Raw genomic sequence first — 19,828 nt, forward strand, 5'->3', positions numbered from 1 at the left:
GGTAAAATGGAAAAGTTTAGGGAAGTTAATTTTCTGAATTATACTTTCCTCATTCTATTTATTTTTGGGTTAGTAACTTCAACTCACCTAACACTCCACTGGCGAGTTGAACAAAATCTTAATGACTCGTTTTTCCAACTATTGTTATATGCAAGTGTCATATTCCACATTTACGAGAGACGGAATAACCTTGTTTTTGCGAGCCAGTTTCCTGCTAATTTTGTTGGTTGTTGTTTAATTATTATTCCCTACATCAATGCGAAATTTTCAGTTCAAGAAATCTCTATTTTTTGGTACTGTCTCCCTTTGGTTAGTGCTATTGGGTTGGCTTTATTAGCATCAGGATTTCCAGGAATTAAACAATTTAAGCGAGAATTAGCAGTAATTGCGATATTTCCCTTAATTTTCGTCTTTGTCAAATTATTGGGAATGCTGATTCGGATTACGGTAATCTCCGCCAAACTTACTTCTTATCTTTTATGGTACTTGGGCTTTAATTCCGCTACTCAAGGCTCTCTTGTTTCTGTTAATAATGGGGTAATTGATATTTTATCAGAATGCACGGCGATACCACTTCTAATCATCCTATTAAAATTTTCTTTCGTGCTGGCCATTCTTTTTCCCTCTTATCTGAAAAATATTTATTTGCCTTTTATTCTTTCAGTGCTTATTAGTGTTATTTTGTCCGTGATCCGATTGGTTGTTATAGCGCTAGTGGTGACAGATAAACCTGCATTTAGTTATTGGCATGGTTCTCAAGGTGGTGATATTTTTGCTTTACTTTCGTTCCTATCCTTTGGGGCGGTGATTCTTTTCCTATCACCCAGTCAAATTCCATCGTCACTGACAAAAGCCCCCCCTCAAAAGTCTCAGCCAGTATCCTGGTTAATTGTACTAACAGGTATCGGTTTGATCATCATTTTATTTAATTTTTGTATCCATCCCAGCGCGGGCTTGAGTCAAACCGCCGTCTATCGTTTTCCGTCACAAATTCCTCTCCCTGGTTGGCAATTCACGGCTAGTGAACCTCTATCTTTATCGTCAAAGCAACTAGCCCAGGAGAATAATCGTCCTCTACTAAACACAGATATCGAAACCGATAAGACGAAGGATATCTTGTCAGGACAAATTTATCATTACCAAAAAGCCGGTCAGGGCTTAACTGCTAACTTTTACTATGTCCCTTCTAGCTTAGGTGATGTCAAGGACTACTATCAGCAATTTAGTTATCTACCTAATTTACCTAAGCTGATAAAGCCCGTTGAAAAAGTGAACCTCAAAGGTGATCATTTAGAGTTTTTTGATCAACAAAACCGCTATTTGACAGCCTGCATTAATTCTCTGGGAAAAAGTACAGTGACAGTATCTCAATTCGCTGCCCATTTTTATCGTCCTTACCTAAATCCCTCTCAATGGTTGAATCTATTTAACGGTAAACAAACTCTCCGTGACCGTCGCTGTATCTGGGGGCAACTTTCGTTAACTAAGGCTGATACTAGTGATGTTGAATTAGAAACTGCTTGGCAGGCTTTATTATCTTATTGGCAGGATAATTTTCCTAAGTTGAAACTCTAGTAATTAGACATCTCCAAAAATTAAATATGCGTGACCTGTAGAGACGTTCCATGGAACGTCTCTACAATCTTTACGGGAGATGTCTATTACCCATATATGAGTGGGTTTTTTATTCTGGTTTTAATTTTATGCCAATTTTGACAACTGTTAGATAAATCACGAAGTTGAGGATAGAAAGGAAACTCCTTTTATTGGTAAATTCACTCTAGATTTTTATAACCCAATTGTTTTATATTGGAGAGTATTAATGTTATTGCCTTCTCATGTAGTTCACCTCCAAATGAGAGCGTAGCCTGGCGTAAGCCGTATTCACAAGTCTAATAGCCAAATTAGCTCGCCTCCGAATTCATTCGGAGTCTCATAGCGAAAGTTGTCTAAAGACGACTAAAAGAAAATTCTAGTCCGTTTTAACGGAATTTAGTTATTAGCCCTGATAGCGAAGCGTGGCGTAAGCCATACTAAAGTTCAGGGTGGGGGGTTATATCTAGAACGAAATTGGGGAATCTGTATCAACTCGAAAACTGCGTAAATCGGCTTAGTTAATAACCCTAATATATGGGTGATCATAACTCCATTCCCCAGGCAAATTTATGACTTCTAGTATTACAGATTCATTTGTGAAAGCTGCTATTGCGTCCATATCTTCAGAGTCAGCAACAACAGCCGAAAAAATCCAAATGCTGATAGAAATAGCACAAGGTTTTCAGAAAAAGCCGAAAACAGCCCAAGATTTACACAATGCAATTGGGCTATTTGACCGCGCTTATCAAATGTGTGGGGATGACTATGTTTTACTGAAAGCACGGGCTAAGGTGGGCATGGCAGGGTCATTACAGATGATTCCTGATGGGGGTTCTCAATTTTTGCAACAAGCACGGGCAGATTATCAGGAAGCTTTGCCGATTTTACAACAATTGGCAACGGCGGAGGAAGTAGCCGCAGTGCAGATGAATTTGGGGTTAGTTTTCCAATCTTTAGTTCCCTATAATTTAGCCCAGATAACTGAGAGTATTCATGCTTATCATGAGGCTTTGCGGGTGTTTACTTGGGAAGATTACCCCCAGGAATATGCGATTTTACATAATAACATAGCGATCGCTTATCTTTCCATGCCCATGTCGTCGGCACAGGAATCTTTGCGTCAAGGTTTAGCGGTTCAGTCTTTTGAAATTGCCCTCAAACATATTAACTTAATTGACCATCCTAGAGAATATGCAATGTTGCAAAATAATTTAGGAAATGCTTTACAATATTTAGTAAGTTCTCATCCTATCGAAAATAATTTACGGGCTGTTTTAGCTTACAATGAAGCTTTAAAAGTGCGTAATTTGCAAGATACACCGTTAGAATATGCGAATACAATTTCTAACAAAGCTAACCTTCTCTTCAACTTACCTGACGACCCCGAAAAACCAGAATTAGGGAATCCCCAAAATCTCTTAAAAGCAGAAGAATACTATCAAGAAGCTTGGCGAATATTTACAGAACATCAGCAATTAGAACAAGCCGAAATAGTAGCCAAAGCCCTCCAAGATTTAACTGCGGAAATTCAAGCATTCTCATTAAATTAAACCCTAAATAGGAGAATATCTATGTTTGAATTAGTAAATGATCCAGTATTTCTCAAATTTCTGCATAGTTTAAATACAGAATTAAATCTCACTACAGGATTTACTTGGTTAATCATTGCTGTGATTTTATCAATGATTGGTGGTGCAATTGGCGGAATTATCCTTGCGGGTAAAGATATCGGATACCAATTTGCAGCCATAATTGGTAGTTTATTTGCACCAGCAGGGGTAATTCCTGCGGTAATTTTAGGGTTATTTGTCCTGAATTTATTAGCCAATCATTAGGAGCATATATGTTAGCATTAACTTGGTTTTCTATGCAGTTATTTTTCAAGGGTAAACTATTCCGTGACCCTATATATTTTCTGCGTCAAATTATTATTGCTAGTGGTATTGGTACGGTTATATTAGTATTATTAGCACAAGCGTCAATTCCTCTTTGTATTCCCGTTACTGTGGCTAGTTTGACGACAGGTGCAATTATGCCTTTTTTGTTGCAAGATTTTAGAATGAAATGAATGAAGAAACTAACCACAGAGGACACAGAGGACACGGAGGAATAAGAGTTTGAGAGGTTCATAAATGTGGAGATGTTTTATTAAATGTCTCTACAAGTTTTGCGGCATAGATTTTTTGGGTTTTTAATATTTATCTCACTAAAAAATGATAGTTTATTAAAGAATTCGGGGACTATTACTAAATGTAATCTTTTACTACAATTTGATAAATCTTAAAAAATATGTGCTATCCTCAAAGGAAAATTATTTATTAATATTCCAGGGATTATGTCTGATTTCAATAACTATATCCAAGACTTGCAAGAAAATAGCCAACGCGGTGGAGAACGTAGTCATTACCCCAGTCTAAAACGTCTAATTGAGGATTTAATGATTGGTGTTAATGCCAGAATTGAAGAAAAAGGCAACCAAGCAGGAATCCCTGATTTAACTATCAGAAAAAATGATCGAATTTTGGGATATATAGAAGCTAAGGATATTAATATTGACTTAAGTAAAATTGGAAAAACTCCACAACTTAAACGTTATTTAGAATCAAATATTGGTTATAACTTGATTTTAACTAATTATCTAGAATTTCATTGGTATGTCGACGGAGAATGTGAAAAAACTGCTAAATTAGCTAATTTAGAACAAGGTGAAATTATTCTGGTTAATGATTTACAACCTATTACAGAATTACTCCAATCATTTCTGAATCAAAAAGCCAAAGATATTAATAACTATTATGATTTGGCTAAAGAAATGGCAGCTTATACTAAAACCATTAGAAACGCAATTCAATCATCTTTAGAAATAGAAACAACTACAGAAGAATTAAATCAATTAAAATCAACATTTAAGAAATTACTACTTTTAGATATAGATAATGATAAATTTGCAGATATGTATGCCCAAACTATTGCTTATGGGCTATTTACTGCGAAAATTGGTCATGCACAAAACCCTGGACAATTTGCATTTAATCGCACAACCGCAAGTATTTATATTACTGATAGAATCCCTTTTTTGAAAGGGTTATTTGATTTGGTTTTAGGAACTGATAGCGTTAGTAAAATTCACAAATCAATTGAGAATTTAATAGACTTATTTAACACAATAGACATGACCAATATTTTAGAAAATTTTGGTCAGGAAACCCGCACGGAAGACCCAGTTATTCACTTTTATGAAACATTTTTAGCTGCTTATGAATCTTCATTAAGGAAAAGTAGAGGAGTTTATTATACTCCTGAACCTGTAGTTAATTTTATTGTTCGTTCTGTTGATGATATTTTAGATAAAGTCTTTGATTTAGAATATGGTTTAGGAAATCGCAAAGTCACAATTCTTGACCCCGCAACTGGAACAGGAACATTTTTATATGCAGTTATTAAACAAATTCGTGATAATGTTGCTAAATTTGATATCCGTCAATGGAATAATTTTTTAAGAGGTGCAAGACTTTTAAACCGTCTATTTGGATTTGAATTATTAATGACTCCTTATACTATCGCGCATTTAAAATTAGGTTTATTATTAGGAGATTTAGGTTATAAATTTGTACCAGAAGAAAGATTAAAAGTTTATTTAACCAATGCGTTAGAAGCAGGAATCAAAGAAGGTGATTTAATTCCTGGTATTACTCAAATTATTGCGGAAGAATCCAGTCAAGCAGGAAAAGTAAAAACGGAAATTCCGGTAATGGTGGTATTAGGAAATCCTCCTTATTCTGTCAGTTCTCAAAATGCTAGTAAACGCAAAAGAGTTTTAAATCAAGATGAAAGATATTTAGCAGATGTTGAATATACTGGTTCAGCTTGGAATCGGATTTATAAAACAGGAAAAGCGGGGAAAACCATTACGGAATTAACCCATATTGGGGAACTTTTAGAATTATATAAAGGTAGAGTCAGATTAGAAAAAGAAAAGAATATTCAACCTTTAGATGATGATTATATTAAATTTATTCGTTTTGCTCAATATCAAATTCAAAAAACACCTAAAGGTTATGGTATTATTGGTTTTATTACTAATCATTCCTATCTCAATGGTTTAATTCATCGAGGTATGAGGGAAGAACTATTAAGGTATTTTGATACTTTATATATCATGGATTTACATGGTAATTCTTTATTAAAAGAAACCACACCAGAGGGAAATGTTGATCAAAATGTTTTTGATATTCAACAAGGTGTAGCGATTTTAATTGCTGTGCGCGAAAAAAGCGAACCTGATTATTTTTCTACGGCTTATAAATCCAGAGATGGAATGAAGGAAATGGCTAAGGTGTTATATTATGATCTGTGGGGAAGTCGTGAGGATAAATATAAGTTTTTAGAATCTGCAAGTTTAGATAATGTTAATTGGATAGAGTTACAACCAACTGAACCTAATTACTTTTTTACAGCTATAAATTATTCTTTGGATATAGAAAAAGAATATAAAAATTCATGGAATCTTCAGGATATATTTTTAGTATATTCTAATGTAATAGAAACAGGAAAAGATGATGTTTTAATTTCTTTTGGTAAAAATGGAATTCAAAAATTTATTGAACAATTATCCAATCCTGATATTTCTGAGAAAAATATAGCTGATATTTATAAAATTGCAGATTCTCCTAACTGGAATTTCTTTAAATCTCGATTATTGATTATCAAAGATGGTATACAAGAACATCTAATTCAACCGATATATTATAGACCATTTGATATAAGATTTACATACTATCATAGTATTCTTAGAAGAATGCAAGAAAAGGTTTTAACAAATTTAACTCAAGATAACCTGGGACTATTAGCAATGCGACAAGTAGCTTCAGGAGATAATCAATATACACATTTTATGGTCTGTAATCAAATAGTTGATAATCGTAGTTTTTTTAGTAATAGAGGAAGACCAAGTGTTTTTCCTCTCTACACATACCCAAATACAGAAAATAAACAAACAAATCTTTTCATAGAAAGAACTCCTAACTTATCCCCAAAATTCCTAGAAGCTATCAAAGAAAAACTCGGTAAAATACCAACTCCAGAAAAAATATTTTACTATGCTTATGCTATATTTCACAGTCCTACTTATCGCACTAGATACGCTGAATTTCTAAAGATAGATTTTCCGCGTCTTCCCTTAACCAGTAATCAAAAACTCTTTCATGAATTAGCTATCAAAGGAGAAGAATTAGTCAATTTGCATTTAATGAAATCTGATAAACTCAATAATTTAATTACAACCTATCAAACAATAGGAGATAATCAAGTTACTGAAGTTACCTATAATTCCGAATTACAAAGAGTTTATATCAATAAAGAAAGCTATTTTACCAATATTCCTCCACATATTTGGGAATTTAAAATAGGAGGATATCAAGTATTAGATAAATGGTTAAAAGACCGAAAAAATGCCAATAGAAAATTATCTGTTGAGGAAATTAACCATTATCAAAAAATTGTCATTTCTTTAACAGATACTTTACGATTAATGCAAGAAATTGATAAAATTATTCCAGGTTTCCCCATAGAGTAAAAAAATGTTATAATTAATATGTATTGTCTTGTAAAAACCCAAGCAGTAAAATTACTATAGTCCTTCTATTTGAGGTAAAACTTATGTTACAGCTACAAATTAAATCCGATTCTCCTGACGTTGAAATCGTACAAAACCTGGTTCAGTCAGCCATTGATTCCGAGATTAAAAACTTAAAACGTTCAATAGAAAAAACCAATAAATTACTAATGGAATTTGAAGCAAAATATCAAGTTTCATCAGAGTTTTTTTTCGCCAATTGGACAGCAGAAGACCTTACAGGTGGTGACGAAGAATATGTAAGTTGGGCTGGAGAGATAAAAATTAAACAAAAATTAACTAATTCTCTACAAAAGTTAGAAGCAATTGAATATGTTATAAATGATTAATATAATTTAATATCAAAAAAATAGAGAATTATAAGTTATTTTATCAAATAAATAAACATCCTGTAAATCCTTAAATCCTATAAATCCTGATATGGCTACGCCACGCTACGCTATCAGACAAAAATTATTAAGGATTTTGTTGGGTTTCCTTGCGTCAACCCAACCTACGAAATGTTTAACTCATTAAATCTTGAAACATGGCGGTACTTAAATAGCGTTCACCAAAGGAAGGTTGAATCATGACTATTAATTTATCCGCATTTTCTGGACGTTTACCTACTTCAATAGCAGCAGCTAAAGCCGCACCCGAAGATATTCCTGATAATAAACCTTCTTCTCTGGCTAATCTCCGTCCATAGTCCATTGCTGCTGCGTCGTCAATTTGCACTATTTCATCAATTAAATCTTGACGCAAAACATCAGGAATAAATCCCGCGCCAATACCTTGAATTTTGTGAGAACCTGCTTTACCACCAGATAGAATTGGACTATTACTAGGTTCAACCGCAATTACTTGAAAACTGGGTTTGCGTTGTTTAATTACTTCAGCAATACCAGTAATTGTACCGCCCGTTCCTACCCCAGCAATTAAAATATCAACTTCTCCGTCAGTATCCGCCCAAATTTCCTCAGCGGTGGTTTCTCGGTGTATTTTCGGATTCGCGGGGTTAGCAAATTGTTGTAACATAAAAGCGTTGGGAGTATTCGCCACAATTTCCTCTGCTTTGTTAATTGCTCCCCGCATTCCTTGAGTACCAGGTGTTAATTCCAAACTCGCACCGTAAGCCCGCAGCATGGCGCGTCTTTCTTGACTCATGGTTTCGGGCATGGTTAAAATCAATTTGTAGCCCCGCGCGGCTGCTACCATGGCTAAAGCAATACCTGTATTACCGGAAGTTGGTTCGACTAAAATGGTTTTGTCCGGTGAAATTAAACCTTCAGCTTCAGCGGAAAGGATCATACTTACGCCAATTCTGTCTTTTACAGAGGCCGCAGGATTCATGCTTTCTAATTTGACAATTATCCTAGCTACGACTCCCTCGGCTTGGGGAATTTTATTCAACTGAATTAATGGAGTTTTGCCAATAAGTTCTGTTACGTCTTTAGCAATTCGCATTTATTAACCTCTAAAATTTATATATTAATCTATTTTGGTTAAGTATTTATCTGATTGAGTTTTGATATCAGCCATAGCCATTTTAGCATCATCTCTGTCTATTGCTATAAGCAAATCTTCCCAATTGTTGAAAATAATAAGATAATACTTTCCTTAGAATATCTTAATTTTGTTTCTGAGCTATTCAAGATATCTTAGGTCTAGCCTTGTCATGAGATGTTGTGATTTGAGTACAGTTTGTACTTGTGAATCTTCCTTTCAAAATATCTCAAACCAATAGCCCATCTTAGTTTGAGTTTGAGTACAAAATCCCCCGTCCCTTCCCTCAAAAATGCTAGTACCCCACTCAATAAATACTAGCACCTCTACACCAAATATTTTTTTAAATGCTTGCACAGTCAGGATTACAGGCTGTGAGTATTGTCGTAATTATCTTAATAATATTAATTGGCATCCCTTAAAGCTAGGACCAGAAAGGCAACTGATATAAACGATATAGGATTTACGCAGAGATTCCCCTCTACCCCCCGAAGTTCCTAAGATGAAAGTCTGACGAATCAGGGGGGACTTCTTAACTCCTATATCTCTCAAGATTCATCTAAATACTATCTGTATTACTCCATACAGAAAGGACATAATTTTATTTTTGAGGAGATTTTGATCAGCATATTTTGAATAACAAAAAGGTGCAAAAATCAATCTAATAGGAATTTTATTTCTATCTAGGTAATCTATACCTGGCAATGGAGAATAAATATGAAAGTCAAACTTTTAAATGTGCTTACCGTAAGTTTGGTAACTTTAGCATTAATTTCTCCAGGGGTAGTAGTATTTGCTATAGTTTGGGGACAACATAGAGAGTTCGTTAAAACACAGAATTTATCCTGTGAATTGCCGAAAATAAATATAGCATCTCCTCAATTAGTTCCCCAACAAAAAATTATCAATACTCAGCCATCTTTAGTCAAGGTTAAATTATCTAACAATAACTTTCTACATCAATTAAAAATTGCTGCAAGAAAATATAAATTAGCAACAATTTTGCAATGGATATTTTTAATCACACCGATTTGTACTGGTATAGGAATTATTGCTTATGACAGATATCTTGTCTATCGTGCTGCTGTATTAAAAGAACACATTGCCATGTTGGAAAGAATGTGGCAACAAAGCATCGAACAGTAATTTTTCAAGTTAATCATTCACCATAAACTAAATTATCATGACAGACGAACGCCAAACACAGTATTTTAATTTAATTGATGAACTTCTCCAATGTCCTAATGGTCAAGAACCAGAAGTTTTGGAAGCACAACCGGAATTAATTGACTCTGGTTTAGTGCAAGCAATGTTACAAGTAGCCACAATGTTTGCCCATCAAGGTAATCAAGATGGAGCGCAATTTCTATTTTTTGTTGCTAAACAATTAGCAAAGGAATTAGGTTTATACCCTGAAGTTTCTAATCAAGTTGTCACTCAGGAGTAATGATGCTATTGACTTCAACTGATGCTGGAAAAATATCATTAGAATTTCTTTTGGCAGATTGGAATATTGCTGATGATTATAGAGATTGGTTTACAGTGATTAATTCTCGATTAATGGGTGAGAGTTGGTACATTGTAGAATTGGGTGTAGAGGGATTACCTGATAGATGGTTTATGCAGGTTTATGACACAGGAGTTTGTGACCCTAACTATACTTTTATTTCCCCAATTTCTGGTTCAGAAGGATATACCGATTTGAAAAGTCTACCAGATATTATTGCTGATGTTTTAGTAGCAGAACGTAATTCTCGATAAAAACTTGAGATATTTAGATCCCCGACTTCTTAAAGAAGTCGGGGATCTGGTATTTTATTATTAATTTTGTCAGATTTAAATGACAATTATATGTTATACTAAATAGAGTTATGGAAGCTACAGAAGAATCAGTCAAATGATTACTGAAGACATCCTAGCCCAAGAATTTATTAGAGTCGTAAATGACTATTATCCCTCCGTGGGAGAACTTTTAGAAGGCTGCCACGTGAAAGTTATCACTTGCTTTTGGGGACGACCTGCAAAACGGTTTCGATATATAGGAATTTATTGTCGAGAAGACATGATGCCCTGTATTCAAGCCAAAAAAGAAATCCTCAGAGAATTAGCCGAAAATATGGGGTTAATTCAAGTAGTTTGTTTCAATGCTAAACGATTGCTACGTGACCCTATGTCGAAGTTAAAACAGTCTGAACCTCGATTATGGTTGGAGTTGCAATTAATGGCAGCCTAATCTGATATTTGGTCAACAATGAAAACAGGACTTTTCTGCAATTACGAAAATCATCACCTAGATGCTAGACGCACTATCTTTGAGCAAGTTTTATTGGTCAAAGAGGCTGAAACTTTAGGTTTTGAAGAAGCTTGGGTAACAGAACATCATTTTAATGAGTTCAATCTCAGTTCTTCAATTTTGCTGTTATTGGCACATTTGGCAGGTGTGACTTCGCAAATTCGTCTAGGAACTGCCGCTGTATTATTGCCATTTCATCAGCCAATTCGCGTGGCTGAAGATATTGCTACGTTGGACAATCTTTGTAGTGGTAGGCTGGCTTTTGGGGTAGCTAAAGGTGGTCCATTTCCGCAGCAAAATAAACATTTTGGGGTGACAACTCAGGAATCTCGCACCAGAATGTTAGAGTCAGTAGCATTGATTCAAAAGCTTTTATATGAGACTAACGTATCATTTAATGGCCAATATTATCAATGCGAAAATCTCACAATTCATCCCCAACCATTGCAAAAACCAATTCCCATATATGTTGCTAGTGGTGACAATGATGCAATTGAATTTGCTGCTAAAAATTCCTTTGGAATCATGGGTGGTCCACCTTTTTCTTTAGAAAGACTCAAGAAGACAGTCAATAAATATCGGGAATTTAATTCCAGTGGTGCTGATAAGTTCCTGTTAGCGCGGTTCTTTTTTGTGGGTAAAACTCATGATGAAGCGGTAAATGAAGCATTGCCTTTTATTCGCCATTTCAGCAAAGAAATGACAGCTAACTCGACTCAAGTAATGCAGAAAAGTCCTCAACAACCAGCATTTGATCGGACAAATATCTGTTTTGATGAAGACTATTTGATCGAGAATTCAATTATCGGTGATGTTAACGGTTGTCGTGACAAAATCAAGAAATTTCAGGACGAATTAGATCTCAGCACATTAGCGTTAAAACCCTCATCTTTTTCTTTGCAAAAAAATCGAGAAAGTTTGCAACGCTACAATCAAGAGGTGCGGAATTATGTCTAAACTTTCTTTGCTTCCTCCCGATGATTTACCTCCTACAAAGGTAACAAAAGAGGATGGAATACTGCATTTGGAGTTGGAGCAATCTATTGGTAGATGCTTCTTCTATGCGTGCGATCGCATTACCCAAGTATTACTATCTAATTGTCAGTGGTACATGACCACAGATAAGACTACTTTGATGTTAATTGTAGACTGTCCCGATATAGTGGCTTATTGGCATATAGTCAGCAATATTCCCCAATTGGGAAATAGACTGGAAAGATTTACTAAAAATGCCAAAATTCGCGTTTATCCTCCTTTTGGAAAAGGATCACCTTTTGAAATTGGAGTAACCGAAATTTCAGCCTATCGAGATTGGTTGTAAGTCCTAAATTATATTTTAATCACTATCAGATCCCCGACTTCTTAAAGAAGTCGGGGATCTATCATCTATCTTGTTATAATAAAATTAACACAAAAATATAGCAGCCATGATTAGTAACTTTGTCAATAATAAAAAAGAATTATTTGACCGTTGGGCAAATAGTTATGATTGGGCATTTCCTTCTTTTATTTACCAAGCAATCCATCAAAGATTACTGACAAAAGTTGAATTATCACCAAATGCCAATGTACTTGATTTAGGTTGTGGAACTGGACGTTTATTAAATAGATTAGCAACTCAGTTTCCAGAAATCACAGGAACAGGTTTAGATTTATCTCCCCAAATGTTACGGGTAGCTAGACAAAATAACCGTTATCGTCCCCGATTAATTTATCTTGAAGGTAATGCGGAAAATCTCCCCTTTGCTGAGGGACAATTTGATGCAGTTTTTAATACTATCAGCTTTTTGCATTATCCTCAACCAGAACAGGTTTTAAATGAGGTAGCAAGGATACTTTCTCCTCGTGGTAAGTTCTATTTAGTGGACATTACTTTTAATAACTCATCACCATGTCAAATTACGCCCCATTCTCCCACAGGAATTAGGTTTTATAGTCAGAAACAAAGAGAAGAAATGGGGAATAATGCCTGTTTAAATTGTGTAGGTCATTATGACTTATTAGGATTTGTATTATTAACGGTTTTTCAGAAATAAAGCCAATTTTAGTAGAGTGGGCAATGCCCACCCTACAAAACAATGAAAAATAAATATGAATTAAGCATTTTCTATTCTCTCTGTGTCCTCTGTGCCTCTGTGGTATGGCTAACGCCACGCTTCGCTATGGTAAAAAAAATATTAGACTCAACACAAAGCATATTGATTTATAGAGAAATTAAATTAGCTGAATTATTCACCTTTTGACTTAACCACCCATACCAATCTTCCAACCCTTCCCCAGTAGTAGCAGAAACTTGGAAAATTTGGATTTTGGGATTTACCTGTTTTGCATATTCAATACAGCGTTGAACATCAAAATTGATATAAGGTAATAAATCAATTTTTGTCAAAATCATGATTTCACTATTGCGGAAAATATGAGGATATTTAATAGGTTTATCTTCCCCTTCTGTCACCGATAAAATTACCACCTTAGCGGCTTCTCCTAAATCAAATAAAGCCGGACAAACCAAATTTCCGACATTTTCAATCATCACCACAGAATTTAACGGTGGATTTAGTTCTTGCAAACCCCTTTCTATCATTGATGCGTCTAAATGACAGCCTGTACCCGTGTTGATTTGCACAACTTTACAACCAGTTGCTTTAATCTTTTCCGCATCATTAGTAGTTTCTTGATCACCTTCAATGACGCTAATGGTTAATTTATCTTTTAAATCATTAATAGTCCGAGTTAATAATGTGGTTTTTCCCGCACCTGGAGAACTCATTAAATTCAAAGCCAGAATATTTCGACCTTTAAACCAGCCGCGATTTTGGGCAGCTAATAAGTTGTTTTTACCTAAAATTTCTTGTTCTAAAGATATGGTTGTATTATGGATTTGAGCATGAATTTGGGGTGCTTCTTCATGATGATGAGAATGGGTTATTACAGTTCCATCTGCTAAAGTATGGGTATGATGATCTGCATTTTCCATATTTGTAATTGTCGTTTGATTATCGTCAGAACAACCGCAGGTTACACACATAATTCCTCTACTTCAATTTCTTTGATTTTTAATTCTTCACCAGCTATGATATCTAATTGCACACTACCACATTGACAAATTCCAAAAGGTTTATCTATCAAAAATATTGTCCTACATTGACGACATTTAGCCATTCCGGGTATTTCTAAAATTTCTAATCTTGCCCCTTCGACTATTGTATCTTGGGAACAAATATCAAAACAGAATTTAATCGCATCTGGCATAATAGCTGATAATTGACCAATTTCTAATAATACTCTTTGGACTTTTTTGTTTTGGGCGTTTTCGCTAACTATAGCGATGATGTTTTGGGTGATTCCTAATTCGTGCATATACTTTTTTTAAACGAACCACTCCAGGCACAGAGGACACAGAGAAAAGAAGTGAATTTGTAGGTTGGGTTAAGCGATAGCGCAACCCAACAAAACCGCAAAAATGTTGGAAGCGTTGGGTTTATTTTGTCAACTCAACCTACGTAATTTATAGATTCTAACAAATTCTTGGAAGTTGGTCGCCGACTAGCATATCTATGATTCTTTCTGCACCAAAGGCGGTTTTTAAGAGGACTATTCCTGGTGGTGTGGGAATAATTTCACCTATGATAGATGCTTGTTTTCCTGTGGGGTGGTTTTGCATTGTTGCTAAAATTAAATCGGCTTTTTCTGGAGGTGCAACTATGACTAATTTTCCTTCGTTGGCTAAATACAAGGGTTCTAAACCTAAGATTTCACATACTCCATTTACCTCTTCTCTGATAGGAATTGCTTTTTCATTAATGCGTATTCCTACGTTTGCTGTGTGGGCAAATTCGTTTAATACTGTGGCTAAACCTCCTCTGGTTGCGTCTCTCATGGCGTGAATTTGCGGGCAAACTTTGATAATTTCGGCGACTAATTCATGCAGTGGTTGACAGTCGCTTTCTATATCTGTTTCTAATGCTAATTCTCCTCTGGCAATTAATATTGCTGTGCCATGATTGCCTATTTCTCCATTAATAATTACTACGTCTCCTGGTTGAATATGGCGGGGAGAAATATCAATGTTTGGAGGAATTATGCCAATTCCGGTAGTATTAATAAATAATTTATCGGCACAACCACGATTAACAACTTTGGTGTCTCCTGTAACTATTTGCACTCCGGCTTTTTGGGCTGCTTTTTGCATACTGGCAACTACACGCCGTAATGTTTCTACTGGTAAACCTTCTTCTAAAATGACGCTACAGGTAAGATATAAAGGTTTTGCACCACTCACAGCTAAATCATTAATTGTGCCATTTATGGCTAATTCTCCTATGTCTGAACCAGGAAAAAATAAGGGGTCTACTACATAGGAATCTGTGGTAAATGCTAATCTGTTTCCATATTGGGAAAGATTGGCTAAATCAAATGTGGCTTGGTCTTCTAATTGGGAAAGAATGGGATTATCAAAACTTTTCACAAAGATATCGGCGATTAAATCTCTCATGGCTTTACCACCGCTACCATGGGATAAGTTAATATGAGTATCTCTTACCTTTCCTTGACGACGACGGATTTGTTCAATTTTTTGGAAAAGGGGATTTTGATGAGAGTTGATTGTCATTTTAAAATTGTTTTGTAATTATAATGTTTTCTTGTGGGACAGGCAAGATGCCTGTCATTATTAATTAATTACCTACCCGTTTCTTCATGTCTACCATTATGTTTATCGTAATGTAAAACGCCACCAACTGCCCAATCTTCCCGTTCAAATTCATCAATATGAATAGTTATCCATTCGGGTTTTGTTCCTAAGGCAGAAACTAAAGCGTCAGTTACAGCTTTAACTAATTTTCGCTTTTTTTCTATGGAGTGACCTTTACCAATTTGGACAGTTACAAAAGGCATATAATTTTCCTCAAATTGTGCAATTTAGACTGATATAGGTTCGGTTGATACACCTGATTTATCTCTTTTTGCCAGAGTTGAAAGTCGCCCATATTTGTAATATGCTGCACAAGCACCTTCGGAGGAAACCATACAAGTTCCTATGGGTGTTTCTGGTGTGCAAGCTGTTCCAAATACTTTACATTGCCAAGGTTTTAAAACTCCTTTGAGAATTTCTCCACATTGACAAGCTTTATGATCTGCTACTTTTAAATTAGGAATTGTAAATTTAGCTTCTGCATCAAATTGGGCGTATTCTTCGCGGATTTTAAAACCGGAATTGGGGATTTCTCCTAAACCTCGCCATGCAAATTTTTCACGGACTGCAAATACTTTATTTATGGCTGTTAAGGCGTTTTGATTTCCTCTAGGTTCTACTAAGCGATTATATTGATTTTCAACTTGGCAACGATTTTCTACTATTTGTTTTAATAACATCCAAATTGATTGGAAGATGTCTAATGGTTCAAAGCCAGAAATAACGATGGGTTTATGATATTTTTGGGCAATAAATTCATAAGGTTCTGTGCCTATGACCATACTTACATGACCAGGACCAACAAAACCATCAAGTTGTAAATCGGGATTTTCTAATAATGCTTCTAATGCGGGAATTACTAATACATGATTAGAAAACATACTAAAGTTAGTGATATTTTCTGCGGCTGCTTGGAGAATGGTAAATGCGGTGCTGGGGGCGGTGGTTTCAAAGCCTAAACCAAAGAAGATGATTTCTTTATGGGGGTTTTCTTTGGCTATTGTCAGGCTATCTAAGGGTGAATAAACCATGCGAATATCTGCACCTTGGGCTTTGGCTTGTAATAAGCTGGTTTTTGCACCGGGTACGCGCATTGCGTCGCCAAATGTGGTAAATATGATGTTGGGTAGTTGACAGAGTGCGATCGCATCATCTATTCTCCCTTTAGGCATTACGCAAACTGGACAACCAGGACCATGAATTAATTCAATATTATCTGGTAATATTTCTTCGATTCCATATTTAAAAATAGCATGAGTATGTCCTCCACATACTTCCATTATTTTTAAATGTCTGTCTATTTTTTGGCTGAGTTTTTTGATTTCTTTTTGTAAGGCTTGGGCTTTTTCTGGGTTACGAAATTCGTCTACATATTTCATAATTTTTGTTTCGCGCAAAGGCGCAAAGGTGCAAAGACGCAAAGGAATAAAGGAGATTTTAAGGATAAAATTGGGCTATTTCTTGTAATAATTTTAATGTTTCTGCTGCTTCTTGTTCGTTGATTCTGTTCATGGCAAAACCGACGTGGACTAATACCCAATCTCCTATACAAGTTTCTGGGGGGTGTTGTTCGTCAACTATACAGGCTATGTTTATTTGGCGTTTGACTCCTCCAATATTAACTATGGCTAGTTTATGTTCTGGGTTGGTTATTTCTGTGATTTGTCCGGGTATTCCTAAGCACATTTTAGTTTTCCTTTTTTAATATTTATTTCACGCAGAGGTGCAGAGACAACAGAGGTTTTTATGTTATTTCTTTTAAGTATTTAGCGGCTGCAATTACGGCTTGTCCTAGTGATAATCCGCCATCATTTGTGGGTACTATACTATGAGTTAATACATTAAGTTCTAATTTTTCTAGTCGCATTTTTACCTGTTGTAATAGAATTTGGTTCTGAAATACGCCTCCTGTTAATGCTACTTGATTAAATTGATGTTCTTGTCTAAGTTGTTGAACCATTGTTACAATAGCAATAGCTAAACTTTTATGAAATCCCGCAGCTATTATTGATGATGAGATGTGCTGTTTAATATCATTAAGAATTTCTCGCCATGTTGGGGATGTATCTATATAATAAATACTATCTAATTTTTCAAATTTAAAGGAATAATTTAGACTTTCTTTATCATTGTTTAAAATATTGATATCAGTTATTGCTTCCATTTCTATGGCTGCTTGTCCTTCATAACTGCATTGTTCTCGACAAATACCTATGGCGGCTGCAACTGCATCAAATAATCTTCCTACTGATGATATTACGGGTGAATTAATACCTTTTTCTATGATTTGATTGAGTAGTCTAGGGTTTTTATGTTCTAAGAATTTGATTATTTCTAAATCACTATATTTTTCTTTAAGTTCTTCCCAGGTGAAAGCATTAATTAATTGAGAGTATGTATTTCTCCAAGGTTGATAAATTGCCTGTTTTCCTCCTATCATGGGCATAGGTTTAAATGTGGCTAAACGTTGAAAATTTTGATAGTCTGCTAATAAAAATTCTCCTCCCCACAGTGTACCGTCTTCACCATACCCTAACCCATCAAATGCTATTCCTAAAATGGGTTTTGTATCTAAAGAAATTTGATTTTCTGCCATACAAGCAGCTATATGGGCATGATGATGTTGAATTTCTGCTAATTTAATTTTGTTACCTGTTGCTAGTTCTTTGCCAAGTTTAGATGATAGATATTCTGGATGTTTATCAATAGCAATTATTTCTGGTTTATGGGAAAATAAATTGAGATATAAATTCAATATTTCTTGATAAGCATTAAAAGCAGCCGCATTTTCTAAATCTCCTAAATGTTGTGATAAAATCGCCTCATCTTCTCTTAATAAACAAAAGGTATTTTTTAACTCACTCCCCATGGCTAAAATTGGCGGTATTTTCTCAAATCCAGGTGGTAATTTAATCGGTGCTGGTGCATATCCCCTAGCACGTCTAAGGGTTTGTATTTGATTATCAATAACTCTAACTATGGAATCATCTACTCTATTAATAATATCTCGATTATGTAAAAGAAAATAATCAGCTATTTTTGATAATTTATCTTTTGCATCTTCATTATCTCTACATTGTGGTTCATCAGAAATATTCCCACTAGTTAAAACTATGGGTACTTTCATTCTTCTGAGAATTAAATGATGTAACGGCGTATAAGGTAGCATGAAACCCAGGGTATTTTGTCCTGGGGCTAGGTCAGATGCTAATTTACTATTATCTTTAATATTTAATAAAACAATAGGTGCAGCAGGACTTGTTAATAATTCTTTTTCCAACTCATTAATATAGCAATATTCAGAAATAATATTAATATCCCTTGCCATTAAAGCCAAAGGTTTATGATAACGCTGTTTACGATTTCTGAGTTTTAAAACTGCATTTTCTAAAGTGGCATCACAAGCTAAATGAAAACCGCCTAAACCTTTAATAGCAACAATTTCACCCTTTTGTAATAAAGTACAAACAGCATCCACATCATCTAACATAGAAAACATATCAGAGATAACAGGTTTACCGTCAGCCCTTTCTAACCATGCACGCGGTCCACATTCAAAACAAGCCACAGGTTGGGCATGAAAACGACGATTTTCGACATCTTGATATTCCTTTTCACATTCCTTACACATTGAAAAATTCACCATGCTAGTGTTATTTCTATCGTAAGGAATAGCCCGAATAATACTCAACCTTGGACCACAATGAGTACAATTAGTAAAAGGATAACGAAAATAACGACTAAAAGGATCAAAAATCTCCCTTTGACATTGGGGACAAGTTGCAGCGTCAGGAGAAATTTCCGTTTTCACCACACTATTAACACTGCGAGAAATTACAAAATCATTAAAATCAAACTCCCCCAAATATGGACTTCTAATCACCTCATTAATTCTTGCCAAAGGAGGGCATTCTTGATATAATTGATTCACAAACTCCGCTATTTCCTCCTCACTCCCAGAAACACGAATTAACACCCCTTCACCATCATTACAAACATCACCTTTCAAACCAAAAACCTTCGCCAAACGATACACAGTAGGACGAAAACCCACCCCTTGCACAATACCACAAACCCGAATTTCTTCTATTCTCATCTTTGCGTCTTTGCTCCTTTGTATCTTTGC

General features: G+C 35.2%; 21 protein-coding genes. 13 read left to right on the forward strand and 8 right to left on the reverse strand.

Annotated elements, in window-relative coordinates:
* Window positions 1-6: 6 nt before the first annotated feature.
* From FJR09_RS10060 to FJR09_RS10085, 6 genes are all read left to right on the forward strand, one after another.
* Window positions 7-1,575 (forward strand): archaeosortase/exosortase family protein, encoded by a 1,569-nt coding sequence (locus FJR09_RS10060; RefSeq protein WP_254433080.1) that lies wholly within the window; start codon window positions 7-9, stop codon window positions 1,573-1,575.
* Between the two features lie 590 nt (window positions 1,576-2,165).
* Window positions 2,166-3,146 (forward strand): hypothetical protein, encoded by a 981-nt coding sequence (locus FJR09_RS10065; RefSeq protein WP_015079381.1) that lies wholly within the window; start codon window positions 2,166-2,168, stop codon window positions 3,144-3,146.
* Between the two features lie 21 nt (window positions 3,147-3,167).
* The gene (locus FJR09_RS10070; protein ID WP_015079382.1) at window positions 3,168-3,431 is read left to right on the forward strand and encodes a hypothetical protein; all 264 of its coding nucleotides are present in this window, start codon (window positions 3,168-3,170) and stop codon (window positions 3,429-3,431) included.
* An 8-nt stretch (window positions 3,432-3,439) separates the two neighbouring features.
* Entirely contained in the window at window positions 3,440-3,664 is a 225-nt protein-coding gene (locus FJR09_RS10075) for a hypothetical protein (protein ID WP_015079383.1), read from the forward strand.
* A gap of 267 nt (window positions 3,665-3,931) precedes the next feature.
* Window positions 3,932-7,171 carry a type ISP restriction/modification enzyme gene (locus FJR09_RS10080; protein ID WP_168653084.1) on the forward strand — a complete coding sequence of 1,080 codons (3,240 nt, stop codon included), beginning with the start codon at window positions 3,932-3,934 and terminating at the stop codon, window positions 7,169-7,171.
* 83 nt (window positions 7,172-7,254) lie between these two features.
* Window positions 7,255-7,560 (forward strand): hypothetical protein, encoded by a 306-nt coding sequence (locus FJR09_RS10085; protein ID WP_168653085.1) that lies wholly within the window; start codon window positions 7,255-7,257, stop codon window positions 7,558-7,560.
* A gap of 175 nt (window positions 7,561-7,735) precedes the next feature.
* On the opposite strand, the gene cysK is transcribed toward FJR09_RS10085, so the two are convergent.
* Window positions 7,736-8,677 (reverse strand): cysteine synthase A, encoded by a 942-nt coding sequence (cysK, locus tag FJR09_RS10090; protein WP_168653086.1) that lies wholly within the window; start codon window positions 8,675-8,677, stop codon window positions 7,736-7,738.
* Between the two features lie 756 nt (window positions 8,678-9,433).
* On the opposite strand from cysK, the gene FJR09_RS10095 reads away from it, so the two are divergent.
* The 7 genes from FJR09_RS10095 to FJR09_RS10125 all read left to right on the forward strand — a co-directional run bounded on the left by FJR09_RS10095 (window position 9,434) and on the right by FJR09_RS10125 (window position 13,045).
* Window positions 9,434-9,862 (forward strand): hypothetical protein, encoded by a 429-nt coding sequence (locus FJR09_RS10095; protein WP_015079388.1) that lies wholly within the window; start codon window positions 9,434-9,436, stop codon window positions 9,860-9,862.
* Window positions 9,863-9,899: 37 nt separating this feature from the next.
* Window positions 9,900-10,163: a hypothetical protein gene (locus FJR09_RS10100; protein WP_015079389.1), complete on the forward strand. Its 264-nt coding sequence runs from the start codon at window positions 9,900-9,902 to the stop codon at window positions 10,161-10,163.
* A gap of 2 nt (window positions 10,164-10,165) precedes the next feature.
* Window positions 10,166-10,477, forward strand: a complete 312-nt coding sequence (locus FJR09_RS10105) for a hypothetical protein (RefSeq protein ID WP_015079390.1) — start codon at window positions 10,166-10,168, stop codon at window positions 10,475-10,477.
* Between the two features lie 136 nt (window positions 10,478-10,613).
* Window positions 10,614-10,949, forward strand: coding sequence for a hypothetical protein (locus FJR09_RS10110; protein ID WP_015079391.1), 336 nt, complete (start codon window positions 10,614-10,616; stop codon window positions 10,947-10,949).
* An 18-nt stretch (window positions 10,950-10,967) separates the two neighbouring features.
* On the forward strand, window positions 10,968-11,966 hold the full coding sequence (locus FJR09_RS10115; RefSeq protein WP_168653087.1) for an LLM class flavin-dependent oxidoreductase: 999 nt from the start codon (window positions 10,968-10,970) through the stop codon (window positions 11,964-11,966).
* Complete coding sequence (locus FJR09_RS10120) at window positions 11,959-12,330, forward strand: hypothetical protein (protein WP_168653088.1); 372 nt, start codon at window positions 11,959-11,961, stop codon at window positions 12,328-12,330. The genes FJR09_RS10115 and FJR09_RS10120 overlap by 8 nt, the downstream gene beginning before the upstream one ends.
* Window positions 12,331-12,436: 106 nt before the next feature.
* Window positions 12,437-13,045: a class I SAM-dependent methyltransferase gene (locus tag FJR09_RS10125; RefSeq protein WP_168653089.1), complete on the forward strand. Its 609-nt coding sequence runs from the start codon at window positions 12,437-12,439 to the stop codon at window positions 13,043-13,045.
* Window positions 13,046-13,212: 167 nt separating this feature from the next.
* Here the strand turns inward: FJR09_RS10125 and hypB are convergent, their stop codons facing one another.
* The 7 genes from hypB to hypF form a co-directional block, all read right to left on the reverse strand.
* A complete protein-coding gene (gene hypB / locus FJR09_RS10130) occupies window positions 13,213-14,037 on the reverse strand; it encodes a hydrogenase nickel incorporation protein HypB (protein ID WP_168650984.1) in 825 nt (274 codons plus the stop codon).
* A complete protein-coding gene (gene hypA, locus FJR09_RS10135) occupies window positions 14,028-14,369 on the reverse strand; it encodes a hydrogenase maturation nickel metallochaperone HypA (RefSeq protein WP_015079396.1) in 342 nt (113 codons plus the stop codon). Before hypA ends, hypB begins: the two co-directional genes overlap by 10 nt.
* Before the next feature lie 157 nt (window positions 14,370-14,526).
* Window positions 14,527-15,621 carry a hydrogenase expression/formation protein HypE gene (gene hypE, locus FJR09_RS10140; protein WP_015079397.1) on the reverse strand — a complete coding sequence of 365 codons (1,095 nt, stop codon included), beginning with the start codon at window positions 15,619-15,621 and terminating at the stop codon, window positions 14,527-14,529.
* Between the two features lie 68 nt (window positions 15,622-15,689).
* Window positions 15,690-15,905 carry a 4-oxalocrotonate tautomerase family protein gene (locus FJR09_RS10145; RefSeq protein WP_015079398.1) on the reverse strand — a complete coding sequence of 72 codons (216 nt, stop codon included), beginning with the start codon at window positions 15,903-15,905 and terminating at the stop codon, window positions 15,690-15,692.
* 24 nt (window positions 15,906-15,929) lie between these two features.
* On the reverse strand, window positions 15,930-17,081 hold the full coding sequence (gene hypD, locus FJR09_RS10150) for a hydrogenase formation protein HypD (RefSeq protein ID WP_015079399.1): 1,152 nt from the start codon (window positions 17,079-17,081) through the stop codon (window positions 15,930-15,932).
* A 58-nt stretch (window positions 17,082-17,139) separates the two neighbouring features.
* Window positions 17,140-17,388, reverse strand: a complete 249-nt coding sequence (locus FJR09_RS10155; RefSeq protein ID WP_015079400.1) for a HypC/HybG/HupF family hydrogenase formation chaperone — start codon at window positions 17,386-17,388, stop codon at window positions 17,140-17,142.
* A gap of 58 nt (window positions 17,389-17,446) precedes the next feature.
* The gene (hypF, locus tag FJR09_RS10160) at window positions 17,447-19,798 is read right to left on the reverse strand and encodes a carbamoyltransferase HypF (RefSeq protein ID WP_015079401.1); all 2,352 of its coding nucleotides are present in this window, start codon (window positions 19,796-19,798) and stop codon (window positions 17,447-17,449) included.
* Window positions 19,799-19,828 lie beyond the last annotated feature (30 nt).

It is taken from the genome of Dolichospermum sp. UHCC 0406, assembly GCF_009712025.1.
Classification (GTDB): Bacteria; Cyanobacteriota; Cyanobacteriia; order Cyanobacteriales; family Nostocaceae; genus Dolichospermum; species Dolichospermum lemmermannii.